Genomic DNA, 16,809 nt, shown 5'->3' with positions numbered 1-16,809 from the left:
CATACAAAAAAAATGGCTAGATTAAATCTACTGGAGGAGACACGCTTCGAAAAACTCCCTGTTAGCGTGTTCGAAAATCCAAAAATTGCTTCTGTTAATGTAGCACATCGCATTGCGAATCTCATTAAAACAAAACAAGCAAACAACGCACCTGCAGTACTGGGCTTAGCAACAGGTGTTACCCCAATTGCAGTTTACGCCGAACTGGTGAGACTGCATAAAGAAGAGGGTTTAAGTTTTAACAACGTAATTACTTTCAATCTGGATGAGTATTATCCGATGCAGCCAACGGCAGCGCAGAGTTACGTTACCTTTATGAACGAAAATCTTTTCGATCATATCGACATCAAAAAGGAAAACATTCACATTCCTGACGGTACACTTCCGTTAGAGGATATTCCGGCATTCTGCTTGGATTATGAAAAGAAAATCGGAGATCTTGGTGGCCTTGACATTCAGATTTTAGGAATCGGTCGTACCGGCCACATTGGTTTTAATGAGCCAGGTTCTGCACCAAATTCTGGAACGCGTCTGGTTACTTTAGACGACCTTACCCGTAGAGATGCGGCTAGGGATTTCGGGGGAAAAACCTTTGTTCCAACCAAGGCCATTACTATGGGCATTGGTACTATTTTTAAGGCTAGAGAAATTATCCTTATGGCCTGGAGCCGTAAAAAAGCTTCGATTATTAAAAAAGCTGTTGAAGGTGAAATTTCTGGCGATGTTCCGGCTACATATCTTCAATTATCTGATAACGTTGAGTTTATCCTAGATTCGCCTGCAGCTTCTGATCTTACCCGCTTTGATACACCATGGTTGGTTAAAGATTGTATTTGGACTGATGGCTTAATTCGCAAAGCGGTAATCTGGCTGGCCAATACTTTAAAGAAACCGATTTTAAAACTTACCGAAGATGATTACAACAACAACGGTATGGCACAGCTGGCAACAGAAAAAGGGCCTGTTTACAATATTAATATCCACATTTTCAATAAACTACAGCACACCATAACCGGCTGGCCGGGAGGAAAACCGAATGCAGATGATTCGCAGAGACCTGAAAGGGCTGAACCGGCAAAGAAACGTGTAATCATATTTTCTCCGCATCCAGATGATGATGTTATCTCTATGGGCGGAACGTTTATCCGTTTGGTTGATCAAAAGCATGATGTTCATGTTGCTTACCAAACCTCTGGCAATACTGCTGTTTGGGATGATGATGCGCTGCGGTTTGTAGAATTTAATGTAGATTTTACTGAAAAAATGGGAATGGATAATGCTCATCTGAAAGATCTTTATAACAGCATGCGAACTTTCATTGAGCAGAAAAAGCCAAATCAGGTCGATACTCCAGAAATTCAGACCGTGAAAGGTCTGATTAGAAAGGGTGAGGCTATTGCAGGTGCACGTTATTGTGGATTAGACGATGATCATATCCATTTTCAGGCGCTTCCGTTTTACGAAAGCGGAAAGAACCAAAAAAATCCTGTTACAGATGCAGATATAGAACTTACTATTGATCTTTTACAAAAAGTTAAGCCTCAGCAGGTTTTTGCTGCGGGAGATTTTGAAGATCCACACGGAACGCATATTGTTTGTTTTAATATTATTCTTGCAGCGTTGACACGTCTTCGTAAAACAGAAAGCTGGGCACAGGATTGCTGGTTGTGGATGTACCGTGGTGCTTGGCACGAGTTTGAAACACACGAAATCGAAATGGCCGTTCCGATTAGTCCGCAGGAACTGGAGCGCAAGAAATATGCAATCTTTAAACACCAGAGTCAGAAAGATAGAGCTGTTTTCCCTGGAGATGACGCGAGAGAGTTTTGGCAACGTGCTGAAGACCGTAACCGCGATACAGCCAAAGCTTATGATGAATTAGGCTTAGCCGAATATGAAGCAATGGAAGCTTTCGTTCGCTGGAAATTTTAAAAAGCTTAAAACTTGCGAAGTCTCAAAGGCCAAAAGCGTAGAAAGACTTCGCAAGTTTTAAGTGAACTCAATTCCTTGTAAGACTGATGAAGTTTCTCCAACGCAAAACAATGCTATGCGAGATGTTAGCAAAGCGTATCCCGAATAACGAATAAAATTTTTAAGGTGGACTTGTAAACCTCGTAGGTTTTAAAAACCTACGAGGTTTATTATTTGTTGATTTTTGCTGAGTAAATTTTGATGTTAAGACTTAGTGATAAACCGCATCATCTCCCTTGTAATCCAACCATTTAAAACTTGCCGAATTGCTCGAAGGAATTGCTGATGAGGTTGCATACAATGCAAATAAAGATCCAATAAATCCACCGGCCATTTGGGTACTCAAAAACTTTCCGTCAATTTTATCTTTTAATAGTTTCCAGCTATTTGATTTACTACCGTAAGAAAAACTATAATTTTCTTTGTTTGCAACGATTTGCAAATAAAGCTTACCAGAAAAATCAAGATCTTTTTGCTCAAGCAAATCCATACTTTTTGTTTTGGCATTGCCCTTAAATAATTGGATTACAGCCTTACCTTGATTTATAGATTTGCAGATGTAATAAAAATTATATTCACTTTGGAAAATTAACAAGCCTGCCTTTTCATTTTCCTTTTTTGCTGTAAAATCTAAAACTGTTGAAGCGGAACAAACCATGTGTTGCTGGCGTTTTCCGATAAAAGCAGGATTACCGTTGCCCATACAGGTTTCAGACTTTAACTTCATGGTCAGGCCATTCTTATCATCCGTTTTATACCACGAAGTATCGCGGGTTCTTAAAAACAAAAGCGACTTATCAATCCCTTTATCAAAAGTTGTTTTATATGCAAAATTTCCACTTTGAGGCGGTGTGTTTTTTTGTTTAACCGCTTTAAAATCCGCAGTATAATTGTATTGTATCTCTTTAAAATCAGGGTTAATAATGGGCCAGCCATCTGTCCATTTTACAGGAGCAATGAAAGTTTCTCTTCCAGTATTGTAAAAATTTCCCTCGTAAGGTCTAACCGCCAAAAATACGGCATACGTTTTTCCATCTGGCCCTTCTATTAATTCTGCATGCCCGGCTGATGTTATCGGATTTTTGCGGTTAGGGTCTAAATCCCGCTGGGTTAAAATAGGGTTATGTTCAAAAGGAATATATGGGCCTGTTGCTGATTTACTCCTTAAAATAACCTGCGAATGATTCACAGAAGTTCCACCCTCGGCAGCGCATAAATAATACCAGCTATCCCGTTTAAAAATATGCGGACCTTCTATCCAAACGGGTTTTTTACTAAGATCTACCCCACCATTAACCAATTGCTTTTCTTCACCCACAACCTTAAGATTTACTGGATCGAATTCAAAGGTCCTGATGGTTCTATGTCCACTATAAAGCGGTTTGTTTTCTGGTGCATCACTATTGTAAACGATATAAGCTTTATCTGTATCGAAGAATAACGAAGGGTCAATTCCCTTAACCTCGGGCAACCATGTAGGATTGCTCCATGGGCCGGCAGGATTTTTGGCCGTCATAACAAAATTGCCTTTTCTATCAATCAAAGTACAGGTTAAGTAATAAGTGCCTTTAAAATAATTAATAGATGGAGCAAATAAACCCCTCGAAGTGCCATCGCCCATAAAATCCATTTGTGCTGGCCGATCGATTACATTGCCAATCTGCTTCCAGTTTTTTAAATCTCTACTGTGAAATATGGGAATGCCCGGAAAATAGGAAAAAGTAGAATTAACCAAATAATAATCCAGCCCAACTTTTGTTATGCTTGGGTCTGGATAAAAACCAGCTAAAATGGGGTTTGTAAACTTAATTTGTGCTGAAACAGATATCGTTATGCACCATAAAATCAGCAGTAATATTTTTCTCATAATAAACTCATTTGGCTATTTCTATCGAAAAGTATAAATAAAAGATAATATATGCAACCGATTGCAGAAACTAATTTTTTTCTTATTTTAGTAGTCGATTTGATTAAGCCAGAATCTAACCAAAGCCATTACTATGAAATATCCATTTCTTTCATTTTTATTTTTAACCATTACCGTACAAGCGATTGCACAAACCTCATTAAAGCAACAGGGAACAACCAAACAGCTTTATGTTCATGATAAACCCTTTCTTATTTTAGGCGGAGAGCTTGGAAACTCCAGCGCTTCTAACAGCAAATACATGCAACCAATATGGCCGAAGGTAAAATCTCTTCATTTAAACACCATACTTGCTCCGGTTTATTGGGAACTGCTTGAACCAGAGGAAGGCAAATTTAATTTCGACTTAGTGGATAGCCTAATTTTTAATGCTCGAAAAAACGATATTAAGCTCGTGTTTTTGTGGTTTGGTGCATGGAAGAATAGCATGTCTTGCTATGCTCCTGCTTGGGTAAAAATAGATCAGAAAAGATTTCCTAGAGCTAAGGATAAGAATGGCACTGCACAGGAAATCCTGAGTCCGTTTTCGGCAAACAGCTTAAATTCAGATATAAAAGCTTTTGGGGCCTTGATGGCTCATATTAAAAAAGTTGATGCCAAAGAGGAAACCGTTTTAATGATACAGGTAGAAAATGAAATTGGAATGTTGCCCGAAGCTCGTGATCATAGCGATTTGGCAAACGCAGCATTTTCTAAACCCGTTTCTCAGAAATTTCTATCCTATTTAAAAATGAATAAGGAAACCCTGCTTCCAGAACTAAAGGAAAAGTGGGCAAAAAATGGCTCTAAAACTTCGGGAAGCTGGGAAGATTTATTCGGAAAGAGCCTAGCTACCGATGAAATTTTTATGGCCTGGTACTATGCCGATTTTATCAATCAACTTGCACTTGCTGGCAAACAGCAATACAATCTGCCCATGTACCTTAACGCTGCATTAAACTATAAAAAGGAAGCCAAACCTGGTGAATATCCAAGTGCTGGCCCTTTACCGCATATTATGGACGTTTGGAAAGCTGGAGCGCCAAGCATCGATTTATTGTCTCCCGATTTTTATAACCCTGACTTTAAATACTGGAACGATTTATATGTGAGGAGGCAAAATACACTGTTTATTCCCGAAATCCGCTTCGAACAGGGAGTTGCGGCTAAGGCATTTTATGCTATCGGACATTACGATTCTATGGGCTTCTCTCCTTTCTCAATAGAAAATGGAGATGAGAAACTGAATAAAGAAATTTCTGGCGCTTATAAACTGCTTAATCAGCTTAAACCTTTAATTCTCCAAAATCAAGGCAAGGGAACCATTAACGGAGTGCTTTTTGACAAAACCAATTCTAAGCAAGAGGTTAGGTTGGGTGATTATATTTTCTCTTTTTCTCATGATTTAAATTTGGGCTGGTCTGCAAAAGCAAAAGATGAAAATTGGCCTTTAACCGGAGGGTTGATTATTCAGCTTGCACCTGATGAATTTATAATTGCCGGAACCGGAATCGTTGCAACGTTTAAACCTTTAAAAGATGGTTCTAGAGCAGGTATTCTTCAAATAGATGAAGGCACATTTGAAGGTGGAAAATGGATTCCCGGATTAAGAATGAATGGCGATCAAGATCATCAAGGCAGACATTTAAGAATTCCAGAGGGAGATTTTAGTATTCAAAAAGTTAAACTTTACGCTTATTAATTATGAAAAAGTGGACTTTATTTTCCGTTTTACTGTTTGGCAGTTCTATCGGCTTTGCACAGATTAAACTGCCAAAATTAATTAGTAACGGAATGGTTCTTCAACGGAACGACACCACAAAAGTTTGGGGATGGGCATCGCCAAATGAAAGCATTACGCTAAGTTTCAACAAAAAAACATATCATACCAAAGCGAACAAAGATGGAGATTGGTCTATAAAAATTACTCCACAAAAAGCTGGCGGCCCTTATGAAATGATTTTTTCGGCCAGCAACAAAATTGTATTGAAAGATATTTTGTTTGGAGATGTGTTTCTATGCAGTGGCCAATCGAATATGGAATTGCCAATGGGCAGATTGATCGACAAATACCCAAAAATTATTGCGAAAAGCGAAAATTCAACCATTAGGCAGTTTCTAGTGCCCGATGAATACGATTTTAAGCAAGAACGAAAAGATTTTTCTAATGGTTCATGGCAATCTGCCAATCCTAAATCGGTGTTGGATTTTTCTGGAGTCGCTTACTTTTTCGCACTTCAAATCAATAAAAAATATCATGTTCCTGTAGGTATTATCAATTCGGCTTTGGGTGGCTCACCGGCGCAGGCCTGGATTAGTGAAAATGGAATCAAAAAATTTCCATTGTATTATTCCGAGGCTCAAAAATTTAAAAATGATGAGCTGATCAAACAAATCGAATCATCAGATCAGGCATTGTCAAATGCGTGGTACAAAAACCTAAACTCGAAAGATGAGGGCATCAAAAATAACTGGAAAACCAATATTGATGATCAGAATTGGAGTGAAATGAATGTGCCAGGCTATTGGGCGAACGAAAGCTTAGGTAAAGTAAATGGCGTAGTGTGGTTTAAGAAGGATATCGATGTTCCAAAAACGATGATCGGCAAGCCTATAAAATTGCTTCTGGGCAGAATTGTGGATGCAGATTCGGTTTTTATCAATGGAAAATTTGTAGGAACTACAAGCTACCAATATCCGCCAAGAAGATATCTTTTTGGTACCGATATTTTGCAAGAAGGGAAAAATACCATCACTGTTAAACTCATTAACAATTCAGGAAACGGAGGATTTGTATTGGATAAAAGCTATCAGCTTATTGCAGGACAAGATTCCATCGATTTGAGGGGTAAGTGGAAATATAAATTGGGCGCTAAAACAGAACCTTCACCATCGCAAACTTTTGTTAGATGGAAACCTGTTGGATTGTATAATGCAATGATTGCCCCTTTAAAAAACTACAGGGTTAAAGCCTCATTGTGGTATCAGGGCGAAGCAAACACCAGCAATTCAAAAGAATATTCGGAACTGATGAGAACTCTAATTGCAGATTGGAGGACACAATTTTCTAATCCATCACTTCCTTTCCTTTACGTTCAATTGCCAGGCTTTATGGAGACTAATTCAAATCTTACGGAAAGTAGCTGGGCCGAATTAAGAGATCAACAGCGAAAATTATTAGCTGTAAAAAACACAGCAATGGCAGTAGCTATAGATTTAGGCGAGTGGAATGATATTCATCCTTTAAACAAAGAAGATGTAGGTAAAAGATTGGCGCTTCAAGCGGAATACTCAATTTATGGCGATAAGGCTATTGATCCTTCAGGGCCATTATTCAAATCAATACTTTTGAACAACAACAAACTGGTTTTAACTTTTGATCATGTAGGAAAAGGATTGGTTTCCAAAGGAAATTCTGAGTTACAGTATTTTGAAATTGCGGGATCAAATAAGAAGTTTGTTTGGGCCAAGGCCGAAATTAAGGGCAATAAAATAACGGTTTGGAATGAGGCAATTACAAAACCTATTTATGTACGTTATGCCTGGGCTGATTATCCAGCACGTGCAAATCTTTATAACATTGAAGGCTTACCTGCATCGCCTTTTGAGGCAAGTGTAAAATAAAATCCTAATAAGTTCTATCGTCATGCTGAATTCATTTCAGCATCTTTCAAGCAAGTAAGACCCTTAAATAAATTCAGGGTGATGACCATTCTAGCCTAGAAAACATATAGTCAGCTTATCAAGCTTTGGCAACTTTCTTTCAGTAGCATTATTAAAGTTCTTAAAGCTAACTCCAAATAAAAAGCCGCTCTGAAATTAATCAGAACGGCTTATAGCTAACCAAAAAATCTTATTGTCCTTTTAAACCCTGTAGCATTCCGGCAAAGGCAACTTTCTTATTGTAAGATGCATCAAATAGTAATGGTGCATCGTTTTTGCCATTGCTTACCACAATCCAACTGTCACTATCCGCAACTCCCCAAACGGTAATTCCACCGCGTTGTGCTTCTGGAACATATTTAAAGTATGATTTAATAACATAATTATACATTGCGGCTTGTAAATTTAGCAAAGCAGCAGATGTGCCAACTGCCCCTACTTTTTCTGATGGATTTAATCTAATATCTAATTCAGAGATTCTAACCTTTAAACCCGTAGCCGCTAACTTTTGAAACATCCCATCAATCATGGCATAAGATGTATTAATATTACAGTGCATTTGCGTTCCAACTCCAGTAATACCTGTATTTGCTGCTTTTAATTCTTTCGCTAGGGTTACAAAAGCATCTAATTTTGCCGTACTCGATTCAAGATTATACTCGTTCATGTACAAATCTGCTGTCGCATCAACCGCTCTTGCATAGGTAAAGGCTTTAGAAGCATAATCTCTACCCAAATAATTTTGCCAAACAAAAACATCCGTTCTTCCTGCCGGAACTGGGGTATTGGTATTGTTTCTTAATTCAGCAGCATCAGTAAAAGGCTCGTTAATAACATCCCAAGCAGTTATTTTACCTTTATATCGATTTACCACCGTTTGGATGTGGTTTTTCATTGCATTATCAACAATAACGGTTAATGCCCCGCCAGTTGGTGGTGGCACCACAGAAGCATCAGTTATGCTTACATCGTCTAAATACAAGGTGTTTTGTGTACCGCCCAAATCGAAAGCCAACTGAAAAGCAGTTACGCCCGCAGGCACTAAGTAATCATAAGAGATTTTAGCATAACTCGTTGTTACGGCTTTTCCTCCCTGATAGCTGACTGATCCGGCAGTTGCGCCAGCGTAAGGTCTAATTTCAAATTGAATATTTTGACTTGCTGCACCTTTAATGTAATATGAAATGGTGTACGTTTTGCCCGCAGTAACCGGAATTTGAGCTTTGGTAATCAGCTGTGTGTTATAATTTTGGCCACCAGCTGGTACGTTAACCTGCAACGCCTTTAAACCACCGTTTACATTCGTGGTGGTACTTACAAACTGACCTGCCCCATTTAGTACCTGCCATCCATCTGCAGGTTCTGCAGTAGTACCAACAGTAGTGGTTTCAAACCCAGGGTTTACAGCAAAATTAGTGGCGGTAGAACTGCTTCCACCTCCGATTAAACTGTTGTAATAAGAAGCTCTTTGTTGCGTGTGCCAAACTAAAGTATGGCCAAAAACCTTTAGGCCCGCAGCCGTAGCCAAGTTGTAAAAATTATCAGCTGTAGTGAAATCGTATGATCCATCGGCTTTTACAATTGATGAATTTTTAAGTTCGTTGCCAAAGGTAATCCAGCTTGCTTCTCTTTTTACAACATTCCAATAGTTTGCATTTGATGATGCTAAAGGATATTCGACAGCCAAACCCAAAGGAAAAGATACTGCTGATTTCAATGTACTTCCATCATCTGTAAATTGTGCACCCAAAGTGCTATCGGCGCCATTGTAAACACCTTGTTTTTTGCAAGAATACAACCCAAGCACTGTTAACAACAGCAAGCCAGGTATAGTTAATTTCTTTTTCATTTCTTTCTAATTATAAGACTAGTAATAACCTGGATTTTGATATTTATTTCTGTTCGGATCTCCTTGAGGATCAACAACGCTATTAATCTGGCTTTGTGGAATCGGTCTCAAATTGTGGAAATCCTTAATGTTTGGCGCACCATCTGGGTTATAAAGTTTTACCCTTTCTACCAATTTTTTACGTACGGCCAAATCTGCCCATCTTATCCCTTCACCACAAAGTTCGCGGGTACGTTCATCCAAAATAAAATCGAGGTTAATTTGTGCTACGGTGATTGTCATTGCTGCCTTTCTTGTTGCAACATCAGCGGCGGTAAGCCATGATCTATACGCAGCACGTTCTCTTAAAGCATTGATTAGAGGTACTGCATCTGCCGGATGTCCATCTTGTAAAGCGGCTTCTGCCGCAATTAAATAAACCTCAGAAAGCTTGGCTACAATATATGGTCTACCAGAAACATCCTGAAAGTTATTACGGACGCTATCATCATATTTTTTCAAATTAGGATAAAGCTGATTGGTTTTGTTTTGATTGCTCCAAAATTCTGACGGACCTAAAACTTTATATTTTTTCCCAGCAGCTTTTAGTTGAGCAGCCATTGCATCTGTTCTGGCTAAATAAATGGCTGTATCGCCTATTGCAAAACCAACCGTAGCAAGCTTCGCTTTAAAATCATCCAAATCTTTTCCTGTACGCAATGTTGCGACTCTCCAAAGTGTTCTAAATGTAGCATCGTAGCGACTGTCGTTTGATTTATCTGCAAATACTCGATTGAAAACATTAGCCGTTGGAGCCAATTGTCTTAACGGACGGCCATACTGCAACGGACGGTCATCAATTAGGGAAACACCACCAACTGTTGCTGCGTTTTGATAATTGGCATTAAATAAATTGTTGGCCAGATTTACTTTTCCATCAAACTCAGTTCCAGGACTTGTGGTTTCGTTGTTCGAGTTATTTAAAGCCAAACGTTCAACAGAATACAAAATTTCTTTATTGTAGTCGTTTCCTTGTTTGTGCACCTGGCTGTAATCCTGAAGTAAGTCTGTTCCGTATTTTGCCTTGTTATTGATTAATTCCATCGCAGTTGTATAGGCTTTGTTAAAATCTGTCGATTCTTTAACATCCGAATACCCACGATATAAATAAACACGAGATAACAAGTGTAAAGCCGCTGCCTGAGACAGTTTAAAAGCATTTGCTGGTCTGGTTACAGGTAAATTCTGACTTGCAAAAGTTAAGTCGTTAATCATTGCCTGATAATCTTTCTTCAAAATATCATTAAAAGGAAGACGATTAAATCCATAGTAGGCAACATCGGTAAATACTTGATCACCCGAGCCCAAATCTAAAGGCACTGCGCCAAACTGCTCTACCAACAATAAGTAATAGTGTGCTCTTAAATAGCGTGCCTCAGCAATAATTACGTTTCTGGCCGCATCGCTCATGGCTACTTTTGGCGCAGCATCGACAATGAAATTACATAGATTAATGTTTGAATAATTTCTGTTCCATGGTGTTAAAATCGCACCATTTGTTGCCGGAATTTGATATGTTCCCAATTCTAAAGTCTGGCCAGAGTTACCTTGGTCGCCAAAGGTCCATTCATCTGTACCCATATTGGCTAATAATACTGCACCGATTGGTCCATAATCATAACGCATACCTGCATAAACCGAAGTTATAGCAGCTTGCAAACCATCAGGTGTTTTAAGGTATTCTGTTGTAAATACAGTATAAGGATGCTCCTCTAAGGCTTTTTTACATCCTCCAAGCAAAATTACCGCTGAAAGGAGGATAGCTTGTATAAAATATCTTGTTTTCATTTTCTAAATATTAAGATTGAGGATTATTAAAATGTAACGTTTAATCCAGCCAGGAAAGTTCTGGTTGGAGATATGGTAGCACCAATGGTTAAGGCTCTAGTAGAAATATTTCCCGGGTTAGAAACTCCTTGATTTCCTGTTCCAGTAGCTTCTGGATCTAAACCACCTGCTTTAACATAAGGTGAATACAGGATAAATGGATTTTGAGCCGTTACATAAACCTTTATTTTTTGAGCACCTAATTTATTCGCGAGTTTATTGCTTAATGAGTAACCGAAGTTTATACTTCTCATTTTAATAAAACTGGCATCATAATAACCCAAAGTACTTCCAGCATCACTTGTAAGAGCCGTTGTAATTAGGCCACCTGCAACATTTGGCGATGGGAATGCATTGGTTGGATTAGTTGGTGTCCAATAATCAACAGCCAGCTGATTTCTACGTCCATCGTTAATGGTTAAATAACCTGCAAGTGGTTGATGGATCTGACTAATTAATGTACCACCGAAGCGTGCATAAAGTACAAACGAGAAATCGAATCCTTTATAATTGAAACGGTTGGTAATACCACCCTGAATCTTGGCCTGTGCGTTACCAATTACATATTTATCATCTACAGTCAGTTTTCCATCACCATTGTGATCTTCTAACTTAAGCTGACCAGGAACAAAGCCATATTTTGCCGCTTCAGCAGCCTCATCAGTTTGCCAAATACCTAATTTTTTATAATCGAAAATGGCTGTTAAAGGCTCGCCAACAAACAATTGTGCATTTGTAACCTGTGTAACACTTCCGTTTAAGGCAACTAATTTATTTCTGTTGAAATAGAAGTTTAAATCAGTTCCCCAAGAAAAACCACTTTCGGATTTAATGTTCTGACTTGATATTGCTACCTCTAAACCTTTATTTGATACATTACCAATATTGGTGAGGTAAGGTTCCGAAATTCCAGAAGTTGGAGGCAACGGAACGCCATACAAAAGCTTGTCGGTTTTTGCAGTATAGTAATCTACACTACCAGTAATGCGGTTGTTTAAAATTCCAAAATCTAAACCGATGTTGGTTGTGCGTGTATATTCCCAATCTAATTTTGGATCTACAATTTTAGTTACATAATAACCAATTTGTGATGAGGGACCATAATTGTATCGAACATTATTTGATGCCACACCTCCCAAAGTGCTATATGCTGGTACTGCTTGATTTGAGGTAATACCAAAACCTGCACGAAGTTTTAAGTTAGAAATTACCTTTAGGTTTTGCATAAACTCTTCGTTTGTAATGCTCCAACCCGCAGAAACCGCTGGATATTCTTTCCATTTATTTCCTACTCCTAAACGTGAAGATCCATCTCTACGGCCGGTTAAGGTTATCATGTATCGATCATTGTATACATAATTTGCTCTCAACATCATTGAAATTAACGTTGCCGAGGATTCGCTTCCGCCCAATACAGCTACCGGACCAACAGAAGATTGCCCTAAATTGTAAAATTGAACAAAGTCAGCAGTAATCGAATCTTTGCTTACAGAAGTATTGTGATATTGCTCACGTTCGAAACCGAATAAAGCGGTAACCGAAACACGATGTTTTTGAGCAAAGGTTTTATCGTAGGTCACTAAGTTATCCAACGAATATTTTGTACCTGTTCCGTTATTTACGGAAGCCGTGTTTCCTAAACCTGGTCTGAAATAACTATTCGCTCCTCTAAATTGATCGCCCTCTTCCTGATTAAAATCCAAACCAGCATTTAAGCGGTATTTTAATCCATCAATAATTTGAACTTCACCATAAAGACTGTTAAACGTACGGAAACGACGAACACGGTCTACCCACTGGTTTTCGTTTGTTAGCAACATCAATGGATTATAAGTTGTGTTTAAATCGTCTAAATTTCCAGAAGGTTTAAGGTTTACGCTTCCATCAGCATTATAAGGTGAAGTTAGCGGACTTAAAGCCAACAATGGAAATACATTCAATCCAAATTGAGAACCGTTTGTAACACTATAATTGGTTAAGTTATTGAAACCAATTTTAACACGTTTGCCAATTTTAAAATCGCCGGTTGCTTTCATAGAAGCACGGGTAAAATCCTGGCTTGGCAGCGCTGAAGTTTGTTTGAAATAACCGCCGCCAACTGAAAACTGACTCTGCTCACTTCCACCAGAAATGTTCAGGTTGTTGTCTGTCATGAAACCATCTTTATACAGTAGGTCTTGCCAATCTGTATTTCTACCACTTGCAATACCCGCTTTTTCATCTGCAAGATAATCTTGAGTATAAATCGAATAATCGCGTAAAGCCCTGTACTGATCGGCATTGTAAACGTTGTATTTATCGGTAATCTTACTGATACCATAATACGTATTAAATGAAACTCGGGTATCGCCTGCTGTACCTCTTTTGGTTGTGATTAAAACCACACCATTTGCACCACGCGAACCATAAATTGCGGTTGCTGATGCATCTTTTAATACATCTAAACTTGCAATATCATCAGGGTTAATATCGTTTAATGTTCCGCTGTAGGGAATTCCATCTACCACAAAAAGTGGATCGTTCGAAGCATTGATAGATCTTTCTCCACGAATCCTAATTTGCGCACCAGCACCTGGCCTTGTGCCAACCGACTGAACTTCTACCCCGGCCATTCTACCCTGTAACGCTTGCTGAATGTTTGCAACCGGAACCTCTTTAATAGCAGCGCCACTTAAAGAAACTACCGAACCGGTAACATCTCTACGCTTTTGCGTACCATAACCAATTACCACAACCTCGTTCAGGTTTTTAGAATCTGGTGTGAGGGTTACATTGTAAGTGGTTACACCATTTTTAATATCGATTTCTTGTGCCGGATAGCCAATAAACGATACAATAATTGTTTTTTCGTTTTCTGGCGCACTAATGGTAAAAGATCCATCATCACCAGTAACGGTTGCTTTTCCAGAAAGCTTAAGTTTTACACCTGCACCGGGCAAGGGCAGATTTTTTTCATCCAATACTTTTCCCTTTAAAATTTTTTGTGCGAAAAGCAGGGAGGGTGTTAGCCCTAATAATAGGATTAGCAACACCACACACTTTAGAAAAGTTTTTTGTCTAGGTTTTCTCATAAAAGGTTCATTTTAATTCGCAGTTTTTTGGCCTGCCTTTTAAATAACCTTAAGGTTCTATTCGCCTGGTTAGAAGTGGAGAATGGAGCTTAAGTATATTTGGTTAGGTTAAAAGTAGAAATTAAAAAATTAATTTGCAACCGATTGCATAAAATATTTTTAATTTTTATTTTTTTATCTCTCAGATAGATAAAAATGGTGTATTTTTATACTGTACCGATTGCATAAATAATTTAAACAAGCAAAAAATATGAATATGATACAAACCATGCGCTGGTATGGACCAGATGATATTGTTAGCCTTTCAGACATACACCAGGCCGGATGCAGCGGAGTGGTTACAGCCTTACATCACATACCCGTTGGCGAAATTTGGACAGTAGATGAAATCCAAAAAAGAAAGTTGGAAATTGAAAAATATGATATGATTTGGAGTGTGGTAGAAAGCTTACCCGTACACGAAGACATTAAAAAAAGAGCCGGAGATTTTAAAACCTACATCGAAAATTATAAAATAAGCTTAGAAAATCTTGCAACCTGTGGTATTAAAGTCATCACCTATAACTTTATGCCTGTACTGGATTGGATGCGAACCAATTTAAAGTACAAAACCAATACTGGTGCTTTAGCCCTAAGGTTTGAAAAAACAGCTTTTATTGCTTTTGATCTGTTTTTGCTTAAAAGACCAAACGCGAAGGATGATTATACGGAGGAAGAAATAAATAAGGCTACATTATATTTTGAACAGTTAAGCGAAGAGGCTAGAGTTGAATTAATGGGAAACTGTCTTCAGGGTTTACCTGGAAGTAAAGATCATTTTACGCCAGAACAGGTTTTAGCTTTGCTTGATGGATTTAAAGGAATTACGGCTGATATTTTGCGGGAAAACCTAACTACCTTTTTATCAGAAGTTACACCCACTGCCGATCAGCATGAAATGCAAATGGCCATCCATCCTGATGATCCACCCTACCCAATATTAGGTTTGCCAAGAATTATGAGTACAGAGGCTGATGCACAGCACATTTTAAATAAAGTGCCCGCAAAATCTAATGGCTTATGTTTCTGCAGTGGCTCTTTTGGCGCCAGACCAGATAATGATTTACCCGGAATGATTGAACGCCTGGGCTCTAGAATTTATTTTCTGCACCTGAGAAGTACACAACGGGATGATGAAGGCAACTTTTATGAAGCCAACCATTTAGAGGGCAATGCAGATATGTTTGCCTTGGTTAAAGAAGCCGTAAAGTTAATGCAAAAAGAAAACCGGTCGATTCCGATGCGGCCGGATCATGGACACCAAATGATGGATGATCTTGCAAAAAATCCTTACCCTGGCTATTCGGCTATTGGCCGTTTAAAAGGATTGGCAGAAATCCGTGGATTGGAAATGGGCATCAGAAAAAGCCTTTTTGAATAATACTTAGCAAGGCAATTTATCAGTAGATTGCCTTTCTACCACTGTTGGGTTAAGTACCACGTGATCTATGTTTTGATAAGGATTTTCTTGAGCAATCATTTTCAAAAACATTTTTGCACACTCGCTTCCCATTTGGTTGGCATGCTGATCGATGGTAGAAAGATTTGGTGTAATATAGGCTGAGAAAGCTTCGTTGGCAAAACCAATTACACCGATTTGTGGTGGTGTCGCATCAATTTCCTTTAATTTTTTAATTGCGCCCAAAGCCGTAAAGTCATCTCCAGCAATAATTGCATCAGGCTTTTCGGTACAACGCATTAATTTTCCAGCCCCAAATCTGCCATCCTTAATAGATAGGCCACCGTAAATAATATGCTCCTCTAAAATTGGCAAATTATTTTCTTCTAGTGCAGCTTTGTATCCTTTTAATCGATCGTTAAAGATTTTAATTTGATGAATAGTTGTAATGAAAGCGATTTTCTTGTAGCCTTGGTCTATCAAGTGTTGCGTTGCTAGATATCCGGCTCCAAAATCATCTAGTGTTACGGTTGGAACCTTTAAAACTGGATTAACACGGTCGAATAGCACCAAAGGTTTATTCTGCTTCACAATTTCTGCGAAATGCGAAACATCTTCAGTTTCTAAAGATAGTGAAGCCATGATCCCATCTACCTGTGCTTCTAAAAGTGTTCTCACACCGTTAATTTCATTTTCTAAAGATTCGTTAGATTGATATAAGATTATTCTATAGCCACTATCTTTTAAACCTTCTTCTATACTATGGATTATGGATGCGAAAAAGTGAGCCTGCACACTGGGAACAATTACCCCAATAATATGTGTTTTACCCGATTTTAATGCGGAAGCGAGCCTGTTTGGACTGTAATTTAGTTTTTTGGCCGTTTCTATAACCGCCTTTTTGGTTGCATCGCTTATTGCAGGAAATCCGCTTAAGGCTCTAGACACAGTTGAAACTGTGATATTTAGCTCCTTAGCAATATCATATATGGTGGTTTTCTTTTTCAAACTTCAGCTTAATTCAATCGGTTGTTTGGGCCAATTT

9 protein-coding genes are annotated in these 16,809 nt (G+C 38.5%); 4 read left to right on the top strand and 5 right to left on the bottom strand.

The annotated features are described in order from the left end of the window. Positions 1–12 precede the first annotated feature (12 nt). The gene (nagB, locus tag DF947_RS07205) at positions 13–1,932 is read left to right on the top strand and encodes a glucosamine-6-phosphate deaminase (RefSeq protein WP_109929019.1); all 1,920 of its coding nucleotides are present in this window, start codon (positions 13–15) and stop codon (positions 1,930–1,932) included. 250 nt (positions 1,933–2,182) lie between these two features. Here nagB and DF947_RS07200 read toward each other — a convergent pair whose 3' ends face one another. Then, on the bottom strand, positions 2,183–3,838 hold the full coding sequence (locus tag DF947_RS07200) for a glycoside hydrolase family 43 protein (protein ID WP_109929018.1): 1,656 nt from the start codon (positions 3,836–3,838) through the stop codon (positions 2,183–2,185). A 133-nt stretch (positions 3,839–3,971) separates the two neighbouring features. Between DF947_RS07200 and DF947_RS07195 the strand changes: the two genes are divergently transcribed. Continuing rightward, a complete protein-coding gene (locus tag DF947_RS07195; protein WP_109929017.1) occupies positions 3,972–5,579 on the top strand; it encodes a GH35 family beta-galactosidase in 1,608 nt (535 codons plus the stop codon). 2 nt (positions 5,580–5,581) lie between these two features. Next, positions 5,582–7,501 (top strand): sialate O-acetylesterase, encoded by a 1,920-nt coding sequence (locus DF947_RS07190; protein WP_109929016.1) that lies wholly within the window; start codon positions 5,582–5,584, stop codon positions 7,499–7,501. Between the two features lie 229 nt (positions 7,502–7,730). Here DF947_RS07190 and DF947_RS07185 read toward each other — a convergent pair whose 3' ends face one another. From DF947_RS07185 to DF947_RS07175, 3 genes are read right to left on the bottom strand one after another with little or no spacing between them, the layout of a single operon-like run. After that, entirely contained in the window at positions 7,731–9,389 is a 1,659-nt protein-coding gene (locus tag DF947_RS07185) for an endo-1,4-beta-xylanase (protein ID WP_109929015.1), read from the bottom strand. Positions 9,390–9,407: 18 nt separating this feature from the next. Then, positions 9,408–11,216, bottom strand: coding sequence for a RagB/SusD family nutrient uptake outer membrane protein (locus tag DF947_RS07180; RefSeq protein WP_109929014.1), 1,809 nt, complete (start codon positions 11,214–11,216; stop codon positions 9,408–9,410). A 26-nt stretch (positions 11,217–11,242) separates the two neighbouring features. Then, on the bottom strand, positions 11,243–14,326 hold the full coding sequence (locus DF947_RS07175) for a SusC/RagA family TonB-linked outer membrane protein (protein ID WP_109929013.1): 3,084 nt from the start codon (positions 14,324–14,326) through the stop codon (positions 11,243–11,245). Between the two features lie 250 nt (positions 14,327–14,576). On the opposite strand from DF947_RS07175, the gene uxuA reads away from it, so the two are divergent. Then, complete coding sequence (gene uxuA / locus DF947_RS07170; protein ID WP_205940751.1) at positions 14,577–15,746, top strand: mannonate dehydratase; 1,170 nt, start codon at positions 14,577–14,579, stop codon at positions 15,744–15,746. 3 nt (positions 15,747–15,749) lie between these two features. On the opposite strand, the gene DF947_RS07165 is transcribed toward uxuA, so the two are convergent. Next, positions 15,750–16,772: a LacI family DNA-binding transcriptional regulator gene (locus tag DF947_RS07165; RefSeq protein ID WP_109929012.1), complete on the bottom strand. Its 1,023-nt coding sequence runs from the start codon at positions 16,770–16,772 to the stop codon at positions 15,750–15,752. Positions 16,773–16,809: the final 37 nt, after the last annotated feature.

Source organism: Pedobacter paludis (assembly GCF_003173575.1).
Taxonomy (GTDB): Bacteria; Bacteroidota; Bacteroidia; order Sphingobacteriales; family Sphingobacteriaceae; genus Pedobacter; species Pedobacter paludis.
This window is presented reverse-complemented; position numbering and strand designations above follow the sequence as displayed.

Excerpts from the sequence above, each read along its gene's own strand:
- nagB (WP_109929019.1), top strand. The coding sequence starts at position 13 with ATGGCTAGATTAAATCTACTGGAGGAGACACGCTTCGAAAAACTCCCT.
- DF947_RS07200 (WP_109929018.1), bottom strand. The coding sequence starts at position 3,838 with ATGAGAAAAATATTACTGCTGATTTTATGGTGCATAACGATATCTGTT.
- DF947_RS07195 (WP_109929017.1), top strand. The coding sequence starts at position 3,972 with ATGAAATATCCATTTCTTTCATTTTTATTTTTAACCATTACCGTACAA.
- DF947_RS07190 (WP_109929016.1), top strand. The coding sequence starts at position 5,582 with ATGAAAAAGTGGACTTTATTTTCCGTTTTACTGTTTGGCAGTTCTATC.
- DF947_RS07185 (WP_109929015.1), bottom strand. The coding sequence starts at position 9,389 with ATGAAAAAGAAATTAACTATACCTGGCTTGCTGTTGTTAACAGTGCTT.
- DF947_RS07180 (WP_109929014.1), bottom strand. The coding sequence starts at position 11,216 with ATGAAAACAAGATATTTTATACAAGCTATCCTCCTTTCAGCGGTAATT.
- DF947_RS07175 (WP_109929013.1), bottom strand. The coding sequence starts at position 14,326 with ATGAGAAAACCTAGACAAAAAACTTTTCTAAAGTGTGTGGTGTTGCTA.
- uxuA (WP_205940751.1), top strand. The coding sequence starts at position 14,577 with ATGAATATGATACAAACCATGCGCTGGTATGGACCAGATGATATTGTT.